13 protein-coding genes and 1 pseudogene are annotated in these 21,354 nt (G+C 41.5%); 12 read left to right on the top strand and 2 right to left on the bottom strand.

What is annotated here, in order from left to right; genetic code table 11:
- Nucleotides 1–234 precede the first annotated feature (234 nt).
- The 3 genes from F0228_RS20790 to F0228_RS20780 all read left to right on the top strand — a co-directional run bounded on the left by F0228_RS20790 (nt 235) and on the right by F0228_RS20780 (nt 4,896).
- Nucleotides 235–2,796 (top strand): hypothetical protein, encoded by a 2,562-nt coding sequence (locus F0228_RS20790; RefSeq protein ID WP_171762719.1) that lies wholly within the window; start codon nt 235–237, stop codon nt 2,794–2,796.
- 576 nt (nt 2,797–3,372) lie between these two features.
- On the top strand, nt 3,373–3,546 hold the full coding sequence (locus tag F0228_RS20785) for a hypothetical protein (RefSeq protein WP_171750918.1): 174 nt from the start codon (nt 3,373–3,375) through the stop codon (nt 3,544–3,546).
- A 339-nt stretch (nt 3,547–3,885) separates the two neighbouring features.
- Nucleotides 3,886–4,896: an AbrB family transcriptional regulator gene (locus F0228_RS20780; RefSeq protein ID WP_171750919.1), complete on the top strand. Its 1,011-nt coding sequence runs from the start codon at nt 3,886–3,888 to the stop codon at nt 4,894–4,896.
- A gap of 102 nt (nt 4,897–4,998) precedes the next feature.
- On the opposite strand, the pseudogene F0228_RS25875 reads toward F0228_RS20780, so the two are convergent.
- Nucleotides 4,999–5,130 (bottom strand): annotated as a pseudogene (locus F0228_RS25875) (GNAT family N-acetyltransferase); the annotation flags it as partial.
- Between the two features lie 512 nt (nt 5,131–5,642).
- Here F0228_RS25875 and F0228_RS20775 point away from each other — a divergent pair.
- The gene (locus tag F0228_RS20775; protein WP_171750920.1) at nt 5,643–7,439 is read left to right on the top strand and encodes an FAD/NAD(P)-binding protein; all 1,797 of its coding nucleotides are present in this window, start codon (nt 5,643–5,645) and stop codon (nt 7,437–7,439) included.
- Between the two features lie 22 nt (nt 7,440–7,461).
- Entirely contained in the window at nt 7,462–8,640 is a 1,179-nt protein-coding gene (locus tag F0228_RS20770; protein WP_171750921.1) for a YbfB/YjiJ family MFS transporter, read from the top strand.
- Between the two features lie 99 nt (nt 8,641–8,739).
- Here the strand turns inward: F0228_RS20770 and F0228_RS20765 are convergent, their stop codons facing one another.
- Nucleotides 8,740–13,047, bottom strand: coding sequence for a beta-prism lectin domain-containing protein (locus F0228_RS20765; protein WP_171750922.1), 4,308 nt, complete (start codon nt 13,045–13,047; stop codon nt 8,740–8,742).
- A gap of 1,267 nt (nt 13,048–14,314) precedes the next feature.
- Here F0228_RS20765 and F0228_RS20760 point away from each other — a divergent pair.
- From F0228_RS20760 to F0228_RS20730, 7 genes are all read left to right on the top strand, one after another.
- Nucleotides 14,315–14,905: a helix-turn-helix domain-containing protein gene (locus F0228_RS20760; RefSeq protein WP_171750923.1), complete on the top strand. Its 591-nt coding sequence runs from the start codon at nt 14,315–14,317 to the stop codon at nt 14,903–14,905.
- A 485-nt stretch (nt 14,906–15,390) separates the two neighbouring features.
- Complete coding sequence (locus F0228_RS20755) at nt 15,391–16,398, top strand: ABC transporter substrate-binding protein (RefSeq protein WP_237300749.1); 1,008 nt, start codon at nt 15,391–15,393, stop codon at nt 16,396–16,398.
- A complete protein-coding gene (locus F0228_RS20750; RefSeq protein ID WP_171750925.1) occupies nt 16,391–17,452 on the top strand; it encodes an iron ABC transporter permease in 1,062 nt (353 codons plus the stop codon). Before F0228_RS20755 ends, F0228_RS20750 begins: the two co-directional genes overlap by 8 nt.
- Nucleotides 17,452–18,219, top strand: coding sequence for an ABC transporter ATP-binding protein (locus tag F0228_RS20745; RefSeq protein ID WP_171750926.1), 768 nt, complete (start codon nt 17,452–17,454; stop codon nt 18,217–18,219). The genes F0228_RS20750 and F0228_RS20745 overlap by 1 nt, the downstream gene beginning before the upstream one ends.
- Nucleotides 18,220–18,239: 20 nt before the next feature.
- Nucleotides 18,240–19,028, top strand: a complete 789-nt coding sequence (locus F0228_RS20740) for a nicotianamine synthase family protein (RefSeq protein ID WP_171750927.1) — start codon at nt 18,240–18,242, stop codon at nt 19,026–19,028.
- Entirely contained in the window at nt 19,025–20,299 is a 1,275-nt protein-coding gene (locus tag F0228_RS20735; RefSeq protein ID WP_171750928.1) for an opine metallophore biosynthesis dehydrogenase, read from the top strand. Before F0228_RS20740 ends, F0228_RS20735 begins: the two co-directional genes overlap by 4 nt.
- 10 nt (nt 20,300–20,309) lie before the next feature.
- On the top strand, nt 20,310–21,143 hold the full coding sequence (locus F0228_RS20730; RefSeq protein ID WP_171750929.1) for a DMT family transporter: 834 nt from the start codon (nt 20,310–20,312) through the stop codon (nt 21,141–21,143).
- Nucleotides 21,144–21,354 lie beyond the last annotated feature (211 nt).

The raw sequence follows: 21,354 nt of genomic DNA, 5'->3' as shown, positions 1-21,354 counted from the left end.
ATTTAATATAAAACCACCAAGATGAAAATTAATTACCAATAAATTTCACATTCCCCACCTTTTACCTACTCTATTTAATTTTTATATAATTATATAACATTAAAAACGAAGTCCCCTTCAAATAAAATTATTATCGAGGAGAGCTAGGGTTTTCTTAGCTATTATATCTCGCTAACTTTTTTAAAGGGCGACCAATTAAAATTAAGTATTTTATTTATTATTTAGGTTGACGTAATGAAAATTAGATTACCCCTTGTTAGTCTTTCACTTCTGCTTCTTCTTGGTTGTAAAGAAAAAGCGGGCTCTGAGGTGCAGAAGATATCTGAGGTGCAGAAGATATTTGCCGGTGAATTACTCCTCTCACCAAATGAAATGGTTGGTTTCTCAGAAATCGTGGAGAGCGAACCTCAAATACCTGCTGCAATGAACCCAGAGTTTGAGGTCATGTCAGGGAAAGAGTTCGTAAAACTGACCAAGGATAAAAAGATCGTAGCGCTCAAAAATGGTCAAGCGCAGCTAAAAAATAAACGGAATGGTGATTTATATCACTTAAAAATTGATTCAAATGACTTAGGGACAAAATTTTTAAACATAGCTTTCATCGATTTATACTCGGGACTTGTGCTGACTGAAGATGTACCCCTTACCGTAGGTCATCACTACGCCTTAGGAATGTCTAGCCGCTTCCCATTAAAGCAAAACGATGTGAAATTAAAGACTCCGATGGGGAAGCTCGTCCAACAAGATGCCCTCGGTAATATCTTCCTTACTCCTACCGAGGAAAATCTTCAAGACAAAGAAGAGGAACTTTTAATACAAATCCAAGTGAACGGTCGGGAATACGCGAAATATTTTAAAATACAACAAAAACAGTTAAGTGGAAGCAAGCTAATTACTGATCCTCAAAAGCGTTTCTTGCCTGTCGGGGCAGAAGTCGCCCCTTTGGTTTCGTATATTAACGCGGACGGGAAGGTTCACCCTGTTAGAGCGGAGTTGTTAACTTATGTAATTGAAGGACAAAAACTATCTCTGGCAGAACTCCACGATTTTCTGTCAAATCCAAGGAACATAGGACGTCATGAGATCTTAGTTAAACACCCCAATATAGTCGAGGCGGCGAGTTTAAATTATGAAATTGTAACGTTGGGCGATTTTGTGACAATGTTCGAAACCACTGTCAACCTGCCATCTTTACCAGAAGTATTACAAGCACATATCGATGTTCCATATCGTCTACTTATCACAAGCAACGGAGTAGATGTCACATCCTTAGTCGAAATCGAGGTAAGCCCTGACGGGGCTGGGAGGATTGAAGACGGTTTTCTTATTATGTCTGAAAACGCCTTAGTCTCTCTCTCGATTAACGGGAGTAAGCTTTCTTCGTACCTACCCCATCAGCCCGATTATTACAAAGTGAAGGTAGATAACACAGATCTACGTTTAAACCTTAATGTAGCAGATAGCCTCTACACGAGAAGGGATAAAGGCTTGCCCGTCCGTTTATTATTGAATGACGTTAATGTCACTAACCGTAACCTAGAAGTTGAATTCATTAACTCCAACGGTGAAAAAGTCCCCGGAAGTAAAGGAAAAAAAGCCTGGTCAACCTGTAATTTGAGTTTCTCTGAACCACGGGCAATGGTTCTTTTTGATGACAAAATTTATGGAGTGCCAGGAAACCAAACGCATGAATCATTGTTCACGTTTGACTGCCGTGAAAGAGATTATATCAACCCAATCCAAGCTATAGATTTTGTGGCGATAAGCAGTATGGGGAGCAATGAGATAATAAACCGCTATGGCGCACCTTCATTAAAGCACATCGAAACAAATGGTGTTTATAGGATATCGTATGATAAGTTTAACCAACAACCAGTTCAGGTTAATGTCTCTCCATTTCTGAACGACATTTTCAATCATTATAGCAAAAATTGGCTTATAGGACCGTACACAGTTTCAGGTTCTGAAGACCTAATAGTAGATTCATGGGGGAACCTAACGTTTTTAGGAAACTTCCAACCATCTCTCCTAACTCTCGAATTTCAAGCAGAGGAACTAATCACCTATGATCTTGAGATTGATTACAACAACATCAAAACATCAGATACTCACATATATAATCAAAATCATCATTCAATGACTCTTGCCAAAAATATTGAATTAAATGGTCAACAGCTATCTTTCGAAGATATACCTTACCTAAAATTGGGGAGTCCAATAATGGTAAGTGCTATAAATGAAGAAGGTGAAAATACAGATATTACTTCTCACATTCGCCTTAAGGCCGATAGAAACACTGAGAATGATGCCATCATATTAAGCGGTAATCGGTTGTACATAAACAGTAATGGGTCGGAGGGTCAATATCGATTTGATTTGTTAGATAATACATACAGGCAAGAGTTTGCAAGCGTCCTTTTTAACGTCGTCGACACGATGAAAATACGTGTCATTCAAGGTCCACACTTAGATACGTCAATACCCGTAGGCTCAACTGGTCGCTTGGCATTTAAAAGAAAAGACGGGACAGACTATGAAATTAAATTCAATCGAACCACCTCTTTTTTAAGGTCTTATCAATACATGTCTACAATGTATGGTAATATTTTCTCGAAATCAGGGGGGAATATTTTACCAGTAGATACTAAATTAAATGTAATCAATGTGATAGGCTCAGCTTATCGAAATGGCTTTGGTATCAGTGATAATCTAATGGCCGAACTGGAACAACCTATTCAATATGACTTCGAGATTATCGATCCATCAGGAAACTTATTATTTTACCAGTCCCGCTAACTGATTATCCATTGATTAACAAAAAAATAGACTAAGAATGTCGTCTGGAGGGCATTCTTTTCTAAAAAATCACCTCAAACATCAAGATTAACGATTAAAAATTTACACTATAAATAGCCTCCACCCTATTACATCGCACTTATCTATTTTTCGCTGATGATTCAATAACATTTTATATTCTTACAGATAACCATTAGATAAAACCTACCCCTCTATTGGAAGGGGTTGTGGTGTAAATTTGACCACACGCTGTATCTACATTAATACTCCAAGTACTGACAAGATTCTAGAACGCACCATTACATCAAGCAATCCCATAAAATAAATATCATTTAGAGACTGGGGGCATTTCGCAGACAGTATCTAACTCTAAATCCCATCATAAACCCTTAATGAAAATAAATTAAATTTAAATTATTACCAAATAGCCTTTATATTCGTTATTATATAATGATTTAAAATTTAACTAAAATCCCCTTTCTAAGGAGAACAATTTACTAGATTTAAATACATTTCCATTCAATTAACTTTAGCCGTTGAAATCATGGTTTTTCTTATAAAAAAGAGTACGTTGCTATGATAAATAAAAAACTAGAAAAAACAATTCAAAAAAAACGAGGTTTAGAGACTCTATTACGCTATCTTCGGATTAAGTTAAAAAGTAGAAAAAATAAAAATGCATCTCTCGATGTGAGATACCTTTCTGACCATTTAAAAAAAGATATTGGGGTATATGATAAGTACCGCTAACATAATTAATGTATCTTCGTCCTCTTGCTTACTGGTTATGTCGCAAAGTTTGGTTGACTACATACGCACTAATTTTTAGATGCAATTAGACTGCTAGCACAAAATTAATTCCAAGCAAATAAGCCTTCAGGATTGTAGAGCTGTCTATTATCATAGCTCCAGTTCTGCAAGCGGCAGAACTGGCTCCATCATCAGGTTCCTACCCCAGGCAAGGAGGCATCTTACCTTTCCGGTAACTTTGCTCAGCTATTAGACAATGGTCAATAACATAGATGTGATTAATAACCAAATTTCCGCTTTATTACCATCTTTCAAGCTGAACAAGAGGGAAACCAAAACATGTATCTAGCCTCATTCATAGCTTTGGTTGGCTCGCTATTATTTACATATTTCGGGATACCACTAGGTGCAATGTTCGGTGCTCTAATTGCTCTTTTATTAACGTCAAAAGCAGGGTTTACTCTAACTCTTCCCGAAAGCACATTGACTGGTGTCCAGTTAATCCTTGGGACCACAGTGGGCTCAATCGTCCCTGTACAAACTCTTTCCAAGGGTTATCCGATATTACTTTTTTTAGGACTCGTCCTTTGTATGTCAGCACAAGTTCTCACCTCCTATATCTGGCTTTATAAGCGAGAGAAATGGTCAAAATATGAAAGCCTACTTGGGTCGGTTCCGGGAGCAATGGCCGCGGTTCTTGTCATTAATGAAAAGCACAATTCGCCTTCTAGTAAAGTAGTTTTCACTCACACAGTTCGACTCATATTCTTAATCATTGCTTCCGCTCTTCTTGTCTCAACGGACAAATCACCAGTTCCTGGACCTGCTATTTCATTAGACAATCTTTGTATACTTCTCCCACTTTTCCTCGCCTACTTTTCAGGTTTACTTTTCGATAAAATTGGGACTCCTGCACCGTATATGGTAACTGGAATGTTAGCAACTATGTTTGTAAGCGCAGGGTTACCGTCATACAATTTTCTTGTTCCGACAGAACTTGTATTTATTGCGACATCCGCTCTAGGGGCATTGATAGGGATCCGTCTAAAAGATATAACCGGTGCAGATGTCTTCTCTTATGCGCGAGCAGGGATCATTGCTACAACGTTAAGTCTTACAGTAACGGTTAGTTTTGCCTATATATTCAGTAAGCTAATTGATAAGGAGTTCCTAGTACTCTTGATGTCATGGGTTCCAGGCAGTGTTGAGTCTATGACTGTTGCTGCTATTTATCTTGGGCTAGAGCCTGCACTAATTATGCTTAGTCATATCATTCGCATGATAATCCTTCATTCTATTCCTCTCTGCTCCAATGTTTATAAACATTTACGAAGCAATTATGAAAGGTGACATTGGCTTAGTTTCATTAAAGAACCTCGGTTAATATTAACGCTATTCTCCTAGGTTAGCCCAAGTAACCTGAACTCTGTAAACGCATGCGAGCCTTTGGGGTCAATTCATATAGCCAAGCCAATCAATATGACCACTTCCCCATTCCTTTGCACTCATTGGTTTTATATAAAGCTCATCGACCTGTTCAACAGCAACACCATAATTCGTGTGTTCATGAAGCCTTAACCAAGAGTTGCTTCCCCTGGTTTACTCGCCACCTTTGGTATTTTAACTTTGGTGTCGTAACTCACACTTATTTACAAAACTCCAAGTGTGACTCACCAAAACCCTAGTCATAAAGTTTGGTGCACTTATTTTGTTCCAAAAAATCCCCTTCATATCTAAGCCATTCAACCTCCTCATCGGTACCATGCCATTTATGTCAGTTAGGATATGTCAGTTAGGAGCCTCGAAGGTATTAATAACGAAAGAAGCCTCCGAGAGGTTTTATGTCTAAATTTTTGTTCAGATTAAGTGCAACTTCGTTGAATTGATCACTACCGACCGAATAATTTTGAGAGAAACTCAAGAGCAAGGGGCATAAATTATTATTACTTCGATGTGTTTCTATTCTTACGCTGTTAGCCTAAAGATTTGATGGGTTAGAATATGACCCCGACGCTGATGAAAATGGGCCATTTGCTCGAAATTATCCGAGGTTTAAATCAGGCTCACCGTGACATCTTTAATCAACAAGGCTCCTTATGAAAAATAGTACGATTGGCATCATTGGTATTGGCCCTCGAGGACTAAGCGTTTTAGAGCGTATAATAGCCCTCTCAATAGATCGCCCCCATCAACCATTAGATATAAAAGTATTTGACCCAAACCTTCCAGGCTCTGGATGTCATAATGTCAAACAACCGAATCATTTACTCGTAAATACAGTCAGCTCTCAAATCACTATGTTCGCTGATGAGAGTGTGAGTGAAGCTAAAAATATAATTTCAGGGCCTAATTTTTATCAATGGTTGTGCGAAAGACCCAAAGATGAGCTAAGTCCTAAAACAATATTGCCGAACGAATACTATTCTCGTGCTCTTTTTGGTGAGTATCTGAATTGGGTATTTCACTACCTTGTTGATATGTCCTTTTCACATATCACGATCGACTATGTACCTTCTGAAGTTATTGATATCACTAAGTTAGATGATCATTCTTGGAATTTACTTGATGACCGAAGCATTATCACCAATGTTGAATATCTCTACTTAACTACAGGGCACACGAAAGCCAAATATATAAACCCTGATACTGCCCAAGAAATTTTTAATCCATACCCATTAAAAGAAAAACTAAAAAATATCACTTCAAATCAAACGGTCGCTCTCCAAGGGCTCGGATTAACGGCTTGTGACATTCTGGCAGAGTTGTCGATTGGGCGTGGCGGAGAATTCATCCGCCCTCAAAAAGGTTGCCTTCAATATTTACCTTCTGGAAATGAGCCCAAAATCATCGCCTATTCACGCTCTGGTCTGCCTTTGTCCGGAAGAGCGGAAAACCAAAAAGGAACATCTAAGCAGTACCATGCTAAGTTTCTAACTCCTGAGAAGGTCGCCAACTTTAGAGAGCGAGGGGACGTCAGTTTTATAAAAGACATACTGCCTTTGCTTATAAAAGACATGGAGTATGCGTACTACGAAAGCTACCTAAGCCAAAAGAAAGGGCTTATTGCGGCCCAAAAATTCTGTAACCAGTTTCTATACTCACGACTGAATGAACAGAAAGTGCTCGTTGCTAAAACCATTTCGATTGAAGATAGGTTTAGTTGGGAGAAACTTGCCGCACCAATCCCAAGCTACGCGCTTGCCTCTCCAGACGTCTATATTGCTTGGCTGATAGGTTTCCTTGAAGCCGATATTAAAGAAGCTAAAAAAGGGAACCTCAGTAGCCCAATAAAATCGGCTAGCGACGTATTACGTGACTTAAGAGATCTCATTCGAAGTGTTATCGACTTTAAAGGCCTGACGGAAGAATCACATCGTTGGGTTGATTCTGTGTTTATTCCTTTGATGAACCGGCTCGCCGTAGGTCCACCAAAAGAAAGAATAGAAGAGATGGTCGCTTTGCTTAAAAGTGGTGTACTCAAGTTAAATCTTGGCCCTTCGCCAGACGTAAGGCATTGTTCGAATACAAACTTGATCACTCTCAAATCAACGGTGTGGCCTGAACTACAAGAACAAGCCAACATAAAAATTCATGCAAAGATCCCTATACACAGCCCGGGAGACGATGGGACTGAGCTCTGGAAAAACCTTTTAGCTAAACAATATACAAGGCTTTACTTCAATGGAAATTATCATCCCGGTGGTATTGATGTAACACCAAACATGAATGTGCTCGATGCAAACGGAATCGAGCAAAATAACATTTGGGCGCTAGGCATTCCGACAGAAGGCAATAAATTTTACACCTTTATCATACCTAGACCTGGAGTTAACTCTACGGCGATTGTCGACGCAGGTAGGTCGGTCCGGGCTCTCTTTAAACAGTTGTCTTAGGCCTAGGCTTAAGATGAACAAGATGTCACAAGTTAAACTATTAAACCGCACCTCTTTCGCAGGGCTAGTTGCAATATTAGTCGGAAATGGCATTGGCCGCTTTGCCTACATAGCCTTAATGCCTGTGCTCATTCAGAGCAATTGGTTCTCAAGCGAAGATACCTCCATTCTTGGCGCTGCAACACTCATTGGTTATATCTTAGGAGCTCCTGCTTCAAGTTTTTTACAGAAATATTATTCAATAGGCACACTCATACGTGCCTCTCTGTTATTAAGTAGCTTTAGCTACCTTGGTTGTACTTTGAAATCTGCTCCCTTTGAATGGTTTTTGACATTGAGAACCATCGCTGGAGTATCGGGATCCGTTCTTATGGTGCTAGTCCCACCAATGATTGTTAGCCTTCACCCCCAAGAGATGAAAGCAAGAATCAGTGGCATAGTATTTTCAGGGATTGGTCTTGGTGCGATGATTTCAGGAACGTTCATACCTCTACTTATCTCTCAAAGTGTCGAAAGCGCCTGGTTAGGTATGGGAACGATCGCTTTCCTCGCCACTGTCTTAACATGGAACACATGGTCTCTCGAGGTTAAACCAAATCACTGCGCTAAAAGCCCCTCAACGTTTAATGCCTTATCTAAGTATGAGCGTATCAGTATTAGCTGCGTACTTTTAGCTTATGCCTTTAACGCCATTGGTTATTTACCTCATTCTCTCTTTTGGGTCGACTATATTGTTCGAGAGCTAGGAATGAGTTTGACGAGTGGTGGCTTTTACTGGGCAATTTTTGGCATCGGTGCTGGTATTGGACCAATAATTACCGGTACATTAGGTGATAAGTTCGGACTTAAAAAAGCACTATTGGTTGCATTTTCGTGTAAAGCGATAGGGGTAGCACTCCCCTTGTTAAGTACAAATAAGATTGCACTTTTTGCTTCATCTATACTCGTTGGTCTGTTTACCCCTGGCACCGTAACACTCGTCTCAACTTACACCTTAGAAATTGTTGGGACAAAGCTCCATACTAAATCTTGGGGGGCAATGACAATGGCTTTTGCTATATCGCAAGGCGTAGGTGCCGTTGTGATGGCTCATTACGCCCCACAACTCACCAGCTATAACGTCCTATTTATAATCAGTGCGAGTGCACTCATTTTATCGATAGTCTGCCTTGCATTTACATCAACCAAACAGCAAACATAAACATTGCTCAAACGAGTTGTTGCTCATGAAACTCTCCCCCATTTCCCTCTAGAGTTGGACGACCTTGGTATACGTCAGACGTAATAACTTTTATCGCTCTCAGTCTTCTATCACGGCAGACGGCAAAGCGTACGCTCCTTTCTGTATCACCTTTTCAGCATAATCAAAGCCAACCCTAAATCGAAAAACCCCAACTGGGTTAATCGACTTGGCTCCCAGTTTAGAGAAAGCTTTCCCTGCTTTGGTTCGAAAAGAAGAAGCCTGTGGATTGGTGGTAATACTGACCCGATTGTGACTGATGTCTTCCTCTGGAATAGAACCGGGTGCCTCTCCCACCAAGTAGTGGGCTCGCCCATCTTCGCTGTATTGGACTCGCCCTGAAGGAGCCTCTGTCGCGGTTCTCCTGCGGATCTTATCACCGCTTGTCGCGTATCGATATTCGAGCGATACCGGTAAGTTGATATTGCCGTCGGCTTCGAAGAACATGGTCGGGCGCTTGTCCAATCCCTGAAAAGCCGTCTCTACCGCTTCGGTGATATCAGACATAACATGACACAGCGCCACTGGGTCTGTTTCGGCTATCACTCCCACCGCAAAACCTACAGCGCATCCTGCCACTGCAGATACGATATCACCGGCCAACCAAGCCGCAAAATCGTCCTTATCCTTGGTCGCAATTTCAACCACATAACTCCCAGAGGCGGGGGCCGCTTTTAATGATATCTCCGGTTTGAAAGTAGTGCCCGCCGTCTTACCTCTCATCAATTTTTGCGTTTTCCACAAATTCAGTCTTGCTACCAAGCTGCCAGTAAATTTTTTGTAATAGATATCGTGTGAGCCCATGTAGCGCCAGTCGGTACTGTTGACCGACGTGAGCTGAAATGGCAGCTTACCACCATGCTTTCTCACCAGCATTGGCAGAAGATCAAAGCCAGCTTGTGATGCCTTCGCGTCTTTAAACTGTGGCATACTCCCGCTGACCACCTTTATTGCATCTCTGAAAGCAATCGACATCCACATCGTCGGCATATTACAGTCCGTGTCTGTATCGGTTTGACAGTAGCCGTTAGCCGATTTTTTCCACGGATTACCTTTCAGCGCTGGGCTTGGGGCATTGATAACCACTTCCAGCTCAAACACATCACCCAACCCCCTGAGCTCATTACTCGTCACATCCAGCCCTAAGCGCAATAGCCAGGAAAATTTGCCACCACCACCAATGTGATCATTGACGGTGTAGTAGTCCGGCCAGCCCTCCAGCGTCGCAAAGCTATTGTCAGCAAATTGCATTGTCTGTTTATCGACATTCGGATGCTGAGGTAACTCGGCCAGTAAAGAGGGTAGCGAAACTGTATGGAGCGCTGGGTCAATTAGAACCGCATCCCTGAAACGGGCACCAGCATCTCCCATTGAATCGCATTGACTGACATTGACATCAAAAATTTTACATCGCCACCAATTAACTAGATGACCTAATTCTTCAAAATAGAATTTATAAAAATCTTCACTATCACGTGACACTAGATCTGAGTTTATAACGATCATCGCGTGTTGCTTGGTAAATACCAGACCCGCAGGACGCTTCCCAATGGCTGCAGAGTCGACCCAATAAGGTTGACGCTGTTGATGGTACGCAGGGTCGGCAATGACTTTATACAGTTCATTGGTAACCTGATCGCGTGTCCATGACGCATAAAGCGGATTGGATTTAGCCACTTCTTCGTATCCTTTTCCAAAGGAGTGATTAAAAATAGTCGCTAATTTTGTGGCGAAGAGACGGCCTCCACTTGCATACTTAATCTCAGTCAGAGAGCCGTGGTCAAAGCGCGACGGGGTGGCTAAGAACGAGGTGAAGTTACGGTTCTCAGGAGTAAAATTTTGCTGGACATTAATTTCCTGCTCACTGGCGCCCTGCCAGAAGTCATAGTCGATACGTTCGGCTTGGGAACGCCAATCAACAAGATTTTGATAGTCAGACTGGATAAGATTCCTTTCTCCTGGGTTATCTCGCCATAGACCTGCTTGACGAATGCTCTCAATCACCTCATCGCCTAAATCATTAATTGCATCGGAGACGACATCTTGTAAGCCTTGACCAATCGTCGAATCGTTGCTCAAATCAGTCAGAACATCGGTCAAAAACTTTATTTCTTTCTGGTTTAACGCCCCTGGTTCAGTAACGAGCTCGACCACACCCTCGACGGCTTCTCCCACCGGTCCAGCTAAGCCCAATAACATCCGTCTGAGATTTTTACCGGTAGGGTGCCGAGCATAATCTACGATATGTTTGATTTCCGGACCAACCAGCGGAAGATGTTCAACCGTCTCTAAGAGAATATGCTCCGGGCTAGCGTCCGTGAGATACTTCTGCATCGCCGTCTGGTAATCAGCTTTGGCTTGTTGCGCACTTTTCTCGTAACCCGCTTTGAGATTTTTAAGGGCGTCTAAGGTCTGACTTTCTTCCTTGAGTAGCCCGGAAAAATGGGTCGGATCATTTTCAGCCCAAGTTTCATGCAGTTTATGCCAACGACTCTCACGGGCCAGTTGAATGTTGTCCCTGGTTGATTTCAGCTCCGCGTCATACTCCTTCTTGAGATCGTCGAGCGCCTCTCGTAAATCCTTAAGCTGCTCGTGAGAGACGAGGCAGACTATCGCCATCGGCAAAATCCACGCCAACTTGCAATCGCTATTCTTGCTGCTTCGTTTCTTTTTAACACGATTTTGTAATGACAAGATGCGAGGTCTAAAATCGTCGTTAACTTTTTTCATTTCATAGATTTTCATCTGAGAGAAAAGAGTCTCCATATTAATCATTGTGGCATCAATATTGGCTTGCACGGTTTGGTGACTGAACGTTTTTTCTACTGAGGCCACTTTGGCACACCAGTGTCCAGGCATCTCGGAGCTATTATGGCCCGTGGTTTGCGCTAAGGCCTGACCGCAAGTCACAGGACGTGCACGACGGATAATGTCCGGATAGTCATTGAGATTGCGGCCTTCCTCAAACCACTCTCCCCCAAGGTAGGTCCAGGTTTTTCTCTCGCCAGTCGAAAGCTGATGGGCTTGCCCGTTGGGTAAATAGACCGTCACTTGTGAATCTGTATTGACCACATCCACAATGACACGTTTAGTTTGCTCGATAGGTGAACGATGTGTGTAGGTATCACCCACACTTGCCCCTGGTGGGATGAACTGCGCTTCCCCGTTAGATGCTAAAGCCTGTATATGAGCATGTGATTTGTTTGATAAGGAATAGACCATAGTCTGTTCCAAGGCTTCGGGCAGCACTAGGCTCGCGAAGGTTCCTGTCTCTTGAGGATTTCCATCGAATTTAAGAATTAACTGGTTGGTGTTGCTAAGATATCCCGCAACTTGATTGGCATTAGTTCCCATGTCTTGCAAGATGAAAGGATTAGTAATCTCATGCTGTTGGGTGTAATCGAGCCGGGTTAAACAACGTTGCCCATCGAGAGAATAACATTGGGCGTCCCCTTTCAGATTGTCCGAATACCACGAATCGAACCCGAATGACCCACCGTCAAACCACTTCACCTCCTTGTTTTTGGCCAGATGGCAAGAGGAGTCGATATTTTCATAGCCAGTTACACCAAAAACATTCTCATAGTTGCGCACCGCCGCTCGGGGAACAAAATCGTCTCGACTCCCACATTCAAGAATGGTCAGCTGATCGTAATCAAGATCGAGAGTTGACACATCAATGGTTGTTGTCCCGTCGTAGGTCAATAAACCAATCCGTTTTGAGGTCGGCATCACAGTATAGAGAAAACCATTGCCATTCTGAAGGACTGCTCTTTTGATATCTAACTGAGGGAGATTTTCAGAAAATTCGCCACTTGGTGAAGCGCTTTCTAACCGAGGGTAATTGAATCTAATACCTTCAAGAAGCCAGCCATCAGACCAGAGTGATATACTAATTAAATCCGGTTGAATCTCGTGTTCACTTTTGACAATGTTGGACGCAGAATCAGATCTGCCAAAGGATATGTTATCTCCGTTGTTATAGTGAAATTCGATTTTTACTATCGATGGCTTTTCAGCACTTCCCCAATAAAAGTTGCCGCTATATATGACCATCTTATTTAAACCAACGGTGTCTAAAGACGAAATGATGCCGCCCTCGCCACCGATCCGATAGATTGTTTCTTCAGAGTCATAGGTATAAACAAATCCGTCAATCGCTGCACCGTGACGAATTGACAACTCATTGAGCTTACTCATCTCAATATTGACAGCGTATTTGGCATCAGTTCTGCCAAATTCATAGTGAGAGAACCTTTCGTTCGTAGGCTGAAACGCTGAAGAAATAGTGCTGAATACCCCAAAAAATATCCCCAGCAGCCCAAGAAACGTCTTTGTTCCTAAGAGAAATCTGCGTTCAATAACCATATGCCCCTCCAGTTTCCCCGTAGGGCGACTAACATAACTTTATTGATAATGAAATTAGGATATCGAACAAATAAAGAGACATAATTTATACATAATTATGTCTCTTTATCATAAATATTAGTTTTCTCGTAAGCGTCTTCAAATCATTGAATTCCTAATATCGACCCAGATATCGCCAAATAAGGCGGTATCTATCATTCTGAGCGGTATTCAGTGAGAGACGGACTATTTCGATTTGAAGGCGCATTGTTGGTCAAGCGGCTGCAATTCTTACCGGAAGGGAGCGAGGTAGTAAGCGATAACCCAACCTATAAAACATGGGAAATCAGCAAAAAAGATTTAGAATATAAAGATTTCCATGAAAACAGCACTTCCTCATAGCTTCTGCAGAGAGAACTGAAGTGAAATTTTTATAATCAGGACTTTCTAAATGTACTGCTCGACAATTTAAATGTATCGACCGAACTAGGTGCTAAAGCAGCGTCACCAAAGACATCACTAGGCTTATCTGTTAAAGCATTAAAAGTATGACCATGGTATGAGTCCGTGCACTTTTAGGCGGGGTTTTGTCTATCTGGGGGATAACAATAGCTTGGTACTCCTATGGTTCCCCTCAAACTAGCACAACCCTTGCTAAGGCTGATTAATCAGTCCAATCGAGCACTGTTTCATTCGATGGGGAAATGCTTTTATCATTTTTTGGGTCATCAGGGTATGACTCATTCTAGTTGGCAAGAAAGTGATTATTGTCTCACCTCTTCCTCGCTACATAACGAGAGTGGATTTTTGGCCCGTAATCAAGACAGCCGAGGGGTTTGGCCTACCTCGTGACAAAACAAACATTCTCCACTGATTTTTATAAAAACCTTATTAAATCGTGCTTATAAACAAAGCAATTACTCTATATTTATTTCTTAAAAATAGAATGATGTCTCTTGATTAGTTTCTATATATGTATTAATTTTAATGTTATTGTCACTTTAAGAAAGGAGATAAAAATGATGAAACCTAGCCCTTTTTCCTTCTTTCTCTTCCCGAGAATGTCTTGGTATACCCTTGACCCATCAATAAAAAACAACTCAGAAACCTCTAATAGCTAATTGGGGTATAATTATTTAGCATTAGAATCTATGGTTATTTAGCCTACACTTATGCCAAATAAATCATAATCTAAATTTATCTCCTTATTGATAACTTGAAATCATCATAAAAAGACGGGGAACTAACTTCGAATTTCAATGATGATGTAATATTAGATGGTAAAGTTATGCTACGACCAAAACTTGAAAACTTAAACACCTCTATTGGAAACTGTTTACTACAACGTAATGAATCAGGCGCAGAATTGATTCTTAGTAATAAAAAATCATTTTCTATCACAGCACCTGAGAGTTGTATACTTGAGACTCTCATTAAGAATGATAAGCTCATATCAACCAAAGAAGAGTTGGTCATTGCCGCTTGGGGGAGCCCGGATATCATTGGTTCAAACTCTTTACCAGTTGCGATTACTAATCTAAGAAAAGTCTTAAAAATTGATAATATCAAAATCGTTAATATTCCAAGAAAAGGTTACAAACTTAATATCCCTGAATCTGAATCTTCGCTAGACTTCCCTAAACAGATAAAATTAAATCACTACCCTAGATACGCATTTTGGGGTATTTCTTCAACGATCTTAATTACAATAATAATAGGTAGTTATTTCTCTTTCTGGCATGAATTTGAGATTGTCAATGTCAATGTCAATAATCAATCTAGTCAAGTATGTTTAACTAAAAAAGATGAACTAGAATTAATCTTAACATCTTCTGAAAAACAAGTCGCTTTTACCGAAGCCTCTCAGACGGTTCCATAATATCTCGTCATTTATAATTATTCTAAAGGATACAACATATAATCATCGGCTCTAGTGTACGATTTATTTAAGGTAATTAATTAAATCGTACAACTCTTTATCACTCTCTAACAACAAGGTAAAAAATTTTTCCTCGACTACTCTTATTATTGCTAGTTTTTACTAAAACAATTTTTCAAAATAATCTTATAGTTAATGACGCCTTATATACTAAGGCACAGTCCTACTCTCTTACAAAGAAAATGGCCATTCACTCTTAAGCTTTGCCTCTCCGACTTCATTGGGATTAATTATTAATAATTAATTTAAACGTTATAACATAACAATTAATGTGAGCTATATGTTAATAGTTAGAGATAATCTCAATGAAATATAGTTGTAGTTATTACTTGAAATACCTCAGCATTGCAATTTTGGCTTTGAGCTGTATTACCAAGGCTTTTGCTTCGATTCACGTCAAGGACGTACTCGGAAGGGAGATAGATTTGGAAAAACCAGCAAGCAATATTTTCCTAGGGTTTTATTTTGAAGACTATCTGGCCATCGTGGGACCAGATGCGTACAAAAAAGTGGCTATTTTCCCAAAAAATTCTTGGAAAGATTACCGTCAATCTCAATGGGCAACATATAAAAAAATCATTCCAGAGTTAGAAACGATTATCGATTCAGGCTCTCTTTACACTGGTACTTTTGATTTCGAGAAACTCTTATTAACTAAGCCAGATGTTGCGCTTATTGCAGCATGGCAATATGAGGCTCTTGATGAAAAAGTTGAAATCCTTGAAAAGAGTGGCATCAAAGTTGTGGTTGTAGACTTCAATGCTCAAACGCTTGAAAACCACGTTGCTAGTGCACGTATTATAGGTCAAGTAATGGGTGCAGAAGAACGCGCAGAGACTATCGCAACAGAATACGAAAGCGCCATTAACCTGGTAAAACAACGTGTTATGAAACATCTGGAAAACAAAAAAGTACGCAGTGTGTATGTTGAAGCGGGTACAGGTGGGCCGAGTGAATACGGTAAATCTTACTCAACGACAATGTGGGGCAACCTTTTGAACATGGCGGGTGCCGATAATATCGCCAGTGGGATGTTTGAAGGTTCTGCTCAGCTAACGCCCGAATATGTTTTGAGTCAAGATCCAGAGGTAATCTTTATATCCGGAGCCCACTGGGCTAAGCATAGCGACAGCGCACTGCTTGGCTTCGACAGCACAATGGAAGAAGTGCAGGCTAGATACCGCCCATACCTAAACCGTCCTGGATGGAAACAACTCACTGCGGTTCAAAATGGTGACGTTTACGGTATGTACCACTCAGGAACTCGTACTATTTACGATCACGTCTTCTTATTATACCTAGCGAAGTCGATTTACCCAGAAGCATTTAAAGACATTGAACCTAAGACATTACACCAAAATTTTTTTAAGAACTACATGCCGCAAGCGCTCAAAGGCACTTTCATGATTCAGGTGGAAGTAAACCATGAATAAAAGCATTAAAATGACGTCTAACCTTAATTCCAGCGGCGGTATTTATCAACGAATGCAGAAGCAGCGGAGTAAGATTTTGCTGGTCACCTTTCTGGCGATGAGCCTTTCCGCTTTGTTTGATATTGGTACTGGATCATCGTGGCTCGGTGTTAAGCAAATTCTTGAAGCTCTCCTTGGTGGCCCCTCTGGTGACAACTTATCAACACTCATCGTCTGGCAACTTCGGCTCCCCATCACTCTCACCTGTATCATGGTTGGTGCCTCACTCGGCCTCGCTGGCGGCCTGATGCAAACCCTGCTAGCCAACCCCCTAGCAAGCCCCTATACCCTTGGCATCTCCGCCGCTGCTGGATTCGGTGCTGCCATGGCTTTATTAACCGGTTTTTCAGTGTTTGGTTTGCATTGGTTAGGCGTGCCGTTTGCCGCGTTTTTGACGTCTGGATTAGCGAGCCTAGCGATCTACCTTATTGGTAAGAGTCGAAATATGGACGCCAAAGTACTCATTTTATCGGGTATTGTCGTTCTGTTCTTTTTCCAAGCTCTCCAGTCATTAACCCAATATTTAGCGTCACCAGAGGTGCTACAACAAATTGTTTTTTGGTTATTTGGCAGTTTGTTGAAAGCGAGTTGGTTGTCCTTCTTTGTTTCAGGAGTCGTTTTCATGTTCAGTTTATTCTTTGCGCTGTCGAAAGTGTGGGCACTTACCGCCCTCACTTCGGGCGAAGATCGCGCACTGGCTTTGGGGATTAAGGCAAGCAAGTTAAGGCTACAGATGTTTCTGCTTTGCTCCTTATTAACTGCGGGCGCAGTGTCGTTTGTCGGAACCATTGGTTTCATTGGCTTAGTAGCCCCTCACCTCGCAAGAATATTAGTCGGCGAAGATCAGCGTTTCTACTTACCTTTGGCCGCATTGATGGGCGCGTTGCTTTTATGTACCTCGTCCCTTGTTGCTAAGTTGCTCGTACCAGGCACTATCATTCCAATTGGTATCGTCACATCGTTGATAGGCGTCCCGATACTTCTTTATTTTCTAATAAGCAGGAGGTTTATCTAATGAAGTCACTTTCAATAGAAAATCTCGCCGTCACCGTAGGAAGAAAACTCGTTTTGGAGAAGGTAGAAGCGCACTTTTGGGGCGGAGAATTTTCTGCTATTTTAGGCCCAAATGGTGCAGGAAAGACGACCTTACTCAAGGCCATCATGGGCATTATTCCTTCTGATGGGAAGGTTAATTCCAGTGGAGGGGACGGAAAAAAGTTAGCACCTAGCGCCTTCTCGTACCTGTGTCAGCTCAACAAATCATCCTGTCAATTAACTGTTTTTGAGTTTGTGTTGCTTGGCTTTGTGCATCAGCTGGGCTGGAATGTCACATTTGAACAAGAACAAAAAGCAGAATCCATCCTTATCTATTTAGGTCTGATAAATCTCGCTCCAAGACAGTTTTCTCAACTCAGTGGCGGTCAGCAACAGCTAGTTTCCTTGGCACAAGCGCTGGTTGCTGAGCCCGACGTCTTGCTTTTAGATGAACCAACAAGTGCCCTAGATCTTAGGCATCAAGTTCAAATTTTAGACCTTGTTCGTCAATATACACGAGCAAGAGGTATCATCACCATTGCAGTACTGCATGATCTCTCTCTTGCAGCTCGGTACTGCGACCACCTTCTTTTGCTTAGTGATGGCATCGTACAACACAGTGGTAAACCACAAGACGTGCTCGATTCTGAAAGGCTCAGCCAGATATATCAGGTTCAGGTGAACGTAGGTTGTTGCGTACATGGGCATACTCACGTCACCCCAATTCGGATCCTTGACACTGATTAAAAGCGTAATTGGAATTTATTATGACAATGAATAACAGGCATTATCAATTATTAATCGCTATATCTACATTTGAATCTCAGATCCAAGCTCTGACGCACTACAGTCTTGAAAATTGTGAGTGTTTTGCCCTTTTGCAGGAGAAGCTGGATGAATTATCTTCTTGGATTTTGCAAGAAAACCCTCAGGCCATTAGCAAAGAGTTGGAGGTTACCCCTGAGCATGACCGTCGAATTAAACAACTTCGTGAAACTACCATAAAAGCCTTGTGTATGTTGGAGAAGCATCAATCCCAATGTGCCAGAGAGCATCAGCTCAATCTCAGTGAATATTTATACCAACTGTCTGAAAACACCAAAATTGAACTAAAGAACGCAGGGATTGGAAACAACTCACGAGTGCTGTTTATCGGCTCTGGTTCGTATCCGATTTCTGCATTCACTATATCTCAGTTTACCGGTGCTGTAGTTCATGGCCTCGATATTGATGAGCAAGCAGTGACGATGGCGAATCAACTAGACTTATCTCACTTGTCGACCACTTTTAGCTGCAAAGATCTAATTACTGAGTTCGTCTCTTTTCGACCAACCCATGTCGTAATCGCATCTTTAGTAGAACACAAATGGGAACTACTTAAGCAACTTCAACCCCACCTTAACCGCTCTCACCGTATCTTAGTCCGGTTTGGCAACGGTTTGAAATCCGCATTCAATTACCCTTTTAACCCTAACCTCATTGAAGGATGGGGAACAAAACTGATCCCAAACGATACAGCTATATATGATACCGTTTTGATGGAGCGAGCAGAATGACGGCTTCATTAGGAAAAGTATTAATCGTAGGCACAGGTCCAGCCGCATTTCAGACAGCAAAAATCATTAAAAACCAGTGCGAACAATTAGGGTTAGTAAACCGCTCATCCGAGCGCTGGAAAGCCATGTTCGAAAGTTTACACAACGAAAGTATTGCACATGTTATTGCTGCAAAACCCTCTTTGGAGCCACTGGCTGGACAAGTGATATTTGATGCTATTTTTGAAGATTTACGAGCAGTAGGTGGAGAATGGGATACATTAGTTATAGTTACACCATCTCATGCTTATGCAGATGTTCTGGTAGCTTTACCCAAATCTTGTTTAAGCACTATAAAAATAGTGGTTCTCATTTCATCCTTATTTGGAGGGCACCAGCTTGTAAAAGGTATTTTTGCAGAGCTGAGTTTAGCCCCTAATGTGCTAGTGTTTTCCAATTACTTTGCAGCCACTAAATTCATAACTGGACAAGCTGGGGTTCGTGTCATTACAAAAGCAGTAAAAAAACGTATTTATGCATACTCCAGTCAAGCTGAATGTGCAGTCCTGAATCTGTTGGCTCAAACTTTAGCAGATGTCAGTGTCGCAGTTGTCGAGTTGGAAAATGGATTTAGCGTCGAGGGACGAAACATTACCTCTTTCGTTCACCCCGCATTTTTCATTACACCATTCTCGCTCAATCATATCTTAAGTGAGACGAGAGAAGTTAAGTACATGTACAAACTTTTCCCTGAGGGGCCGATCACAACCGAAACCATTCACACTTTGGTTGAACTATGGCGCGATATATCAAGATTGATGCTGCACTTTAACGGAACACCATTTAATTTGTTACAATTTCTCAATGATGACAACTACCCTGTGCATCCAGAAACCATCCATCGTAGTCAAATTAAACAATTCATGTCGCTCACACCAATAGAGCAGGAATATTTAGTTTACGTACGATATAGTGCGATTCTGATAGATCCTTTTTCTAAACCGGATACCAATGGATGCTACTTCGACTTCTCTGCCGTGCCCTACACCAAAGGCAAGGTAGAGGAAGGCGAATTGTATTTACCTCGAATACCCAGAGAAGATATACAGACTCTTTACTGGCTTCAAGTATTGGGTATAGAACATGGGATTGCATTACCGAGCATCAACCGTGTATTAGGCATGTTCGAATCTTGGTTAAGAGAGTCTCAACTCCCTAACCTCTTGATTGAAGAATGTCACACTCAAGCGCAAAAATACCTCGAGTGGGTACGCCGAGCAAACGAGCTTTAGAGAGAGACTCATGAGTAACGGTGTAACGTTAGCTATATTTTCTGCTTTTATTTTTAGTGTTATGAACGCACTTATTAAAGCGGCCAGCTTAACGATTCCTAGCTCTGAAATTGTCTTCTTTCGAAGCGCCATAGGAACGGTTCTGATTTCGTGGTTAATGTGGCAAACAAATATCAGGTTTTCTACCACGGGTATTCCATTGCTTCTGCTCCGAGGTCTGTTTGGGGCGTTTTATCTGCTGGCTTTTGTATACACCATTGCCCACATGCCTCTAACGGATGCCATCATTTTGGCTTACCTGTCCCCGTTCTTCGTTATATTGCTTTCCAGCCTGATTCTAGGCGAAAAGCTGCCTAGAAAAGCGGCGCTCCTTTTGCCTCTCGTTTTAGTCGGAGTCGCTTTAATTGTTAATCCTTTTAACTTTGACACGTTTAACCTCTACGCACTAGCAGGGATAGCAAGTGCTTTTTTCGCAGCGGCAGCCTCTATTACTATTCGCCACCTAAGCAAGACCCACCATATTTACGAGATTGTTTTCTACTTTCTTTTCACTGCTATGCTGGTATCAGGTTACTTAATGAAAGATGAGTTTGTGATACCACAGGGCCTTACCTGGATTTATCTGATTGCCATTGGTGTTGTATCACTGATTGGGCAAGTTTTTTTAACAAAAGCATTCAGTCATGAAAATGCTGGAGTGGTTGCAGTCACCCGCTATATCGGTCTGGTCTTCAACTTACTTTGGGGGGTTATTTTTTGGCATGAGATTCCAGGCTGGATGACGGCATTAGGCAGCATCACTATTGTATTCGCATGTATATACCTTTCTTTGAAGAAACAATAGCTCACTTTAATAATTAATGGCTCCTTGTATATAAAACAAGCCCAAATAGATAAACCTTCGTGGTGGTTGATTTAACTGAGTTATCCCACGTAATGAGAAACTTACTGCAAACCTTATACTGTGACTTTATCAACATTAGCGGCAAAATTCAGTGCATCACTACACCTGAGCCAACAGAGTCCGAGTGACAAGGCGATTAAGAATATCCCCA

The sequence above is a fragment of the Vibrio sp. 99K-1 genome, from assembly GCF_013114585.1.
Lineage (GTDB): Bacteria > Pseudomonadota > Gammaproteobacteria > Enterobacterales > Vibrionaceae > Vibrio > Vibrio chagasii_B.
The sequence above is the reverse complement of the archived record's forward strand: the minus strand, read 5'-3'. Positions and strand labels throughout refer to the sequence as shown.

What these genes read in the sequence shown, in the direction of transcription:
- F0228_RS20775 (WP_171750920.1), top strand. Translation starts at nt 5,643, where the DNA reads ATGAAAAATAGTACGATTGGCATCATTGGTATTGGCCCTCGAGGACTA.
- F0228_RS20760 (WP_171750923.1), top strand. Translation starts at nt 14,315, where the DNA reads ATGCTACGACCAAAACTTGAAAACTTAAACACCTCTATTGGAAACTGT.
- F0228_RS20790 (WP_171762719.1), top strand. Translation starts at nt 235, where the DNA reads ATGAAAATTAGATTACCCCTTGTTAGTCTTTCACTTCTGCTTCTTCTT.
- F0228_RS20765 (WP_171750922.1), bottom strand. Translation starts at nt 13,047, where the DNA reads ATGGTTATTGAACGCAGATTTCTCTTAGGAACAAAGACGTTTCTTGGG.
- F0228_RS20730 (WP_171750929.1), top strand. Translation starts at nt 20,310, where the DNA reads ATGAGTAACGGTGTAACGTTAGCTATATTTTCTGCTTTTATTTTTAGT.
- F0228_RS20735 (WP_171750928.1), top strand. Translation starts at nt 19,025, where the DNA reads ATGACGGCTTCATTAGGAAAAGTATTAATCGTAGGCACAGGTCCAGCC.
- F0228_RS20770 (WP_171750921.1), top strand. Translation starts at nt 7,462, where the DNA reads ATGTCACAAGTTAAACTATTAAACCGCACCTCTTTCGCAGGGCTAGTT.
- F0228_RS20785 (WP_171750918.1), top strand. Translation starts at nt 3,373, where the DNA reads ATGATAAATAAAAAACTAGAAAAAACAATTCAAAAAAAACGAGGTTTA.
- F0228_RS20740 (WP_171750927.1), top strand. Translation starts at nt 18,240, where the DNA reads ATGACAATGAATAACAGGCATTATCAATTATTAATCGCTATATCTACA.
- F0228_RS20780 (WP_171750919.1), top strand. Translation starts at nt 3,886, where the DNA reads ATGTATCTAGCCTCATTCATAGCTTTGGTTGGCTCGCTATTATTTACA.
- F0228_RS20750 (WP_171750925.1), top strand. Translation starts at nt 16,391, where the DNA reads ATGAATAAAAGCATTAAAATGACGTCTAACCTTAATTCCAGCGGCGGT.
- F0228_RS20745 (WP_171750926.1), top strand. Translation starts at nt 17,452, where the DNA reads ATGAAGTCACTTTCAATAGAAAATCTCGCCGTCACCGTAGGAAGAAAA.